Genomic DNA, 748 nt, shown 5'->3' with positions numbered 1-748 from the left:
CTTCAAGGATCGCTCGCGGCTCTTACCAGCCTAACTTCGATCATTGGACCGCTGATCGTCACGGCGATTTATGCCGCCTCGGCGAGCACATGGAACGGGTTGGCATGGATTGTAGGCGCCGCCCTATACCTTGTCTGCCTCCCCGCGTTGCGTCGCGGTGCATGGAGCCGGGCCACCTCGACCTGAATGGAAGCCGGCGGCACCTCGCTAACGGATTCACCACTCCAAGAATTGGAGCCAATCAATTCTTGCGGAGAACTGTGAATGCGCAAACCAACCCTTGGCAGAACATATCCATCGCGTCCGCCATCTCCAGCAGCCGCACGCGGCGCATCTCGGGCAGCGTTGGGTCCTGGCCACGGGTGCGCATGATCGTGCTCCTGTCGTTGAGGACCCGGCTAGGCTGGCGGGGTTGCCTTACTGGTTAGCAGAATGAATCACCGATACGCGAGCGAACGTGAAGCGACTGCTGCTGCAAAACGTCTGCGACCTGAGCAACAACATGAATGGTCTTCGGTTTCCGTGTTTCGTAAAGTCTGGAAACGCGGAAGTCAGCGCCCTGCACCATTATGTTCCGGATCTGCATCGCAGGATGCTGCTGGCTACCCTGTGGAACACCTACATCTGTATTAACGAAGCGCTGGCATTGACCCTGAGTGATTTTTCTCTGGTCCCGCCGCATCCATACCGCCAGTTGTTTACCCTCACAACGTTCCAGTAACCGGGCATGTTCATCATCAGTAACCCG

The 748-nt window shown here is 57.4% G+C and carries 2 protein-coding genes and 1 pseudogene; 1 reads left to right on the top strand and 2 read right to left on the bottom strand.

The genetic code is table 11. From position 1 onward, the window contains the following. Nucleotides 1-186, top strand: a pseudogene (locus GCWU000342_RS10320) (hypothetical protein); the annotation flags it as partial. 55 nt (nt 187-241) lie between these two features. Here GCWU000342_RS10320 and GCWU000342_RS11070 read toward each other — a convergent pair. Next, entirely contained in the window at nt 242-370 is a 129-nt protein-coding gene (locus GCWU000342_RS11070) for a type VI secretion protein (protein WP_001260374.1), read from the bottom strand. A gap of 54 nt (nt 371-424) precedes the next feature. Continuing rightward, on the bottom strand, nt 425-748 hold a 324-nt coding region (locus GCWU000342_RS10800), incomplete at its 5' end, for a hypothetical protein (protein ID WP_006907297.1).

This window comes from Shuttleworthella satelles DSM 14600 (assembly GCF_000160115.1).
Taxonomy (GTDB): Bacteria; Bacillota; Clostridia; order Lachnospirales; family Lachnospiraceae; genus Shuttleworthia; species Shuttleworthia satelles.
Note: the sequence above shows the minus strand (reverse complement) of the source record. Positions and strands in the feature narration are given on the sequence as shown.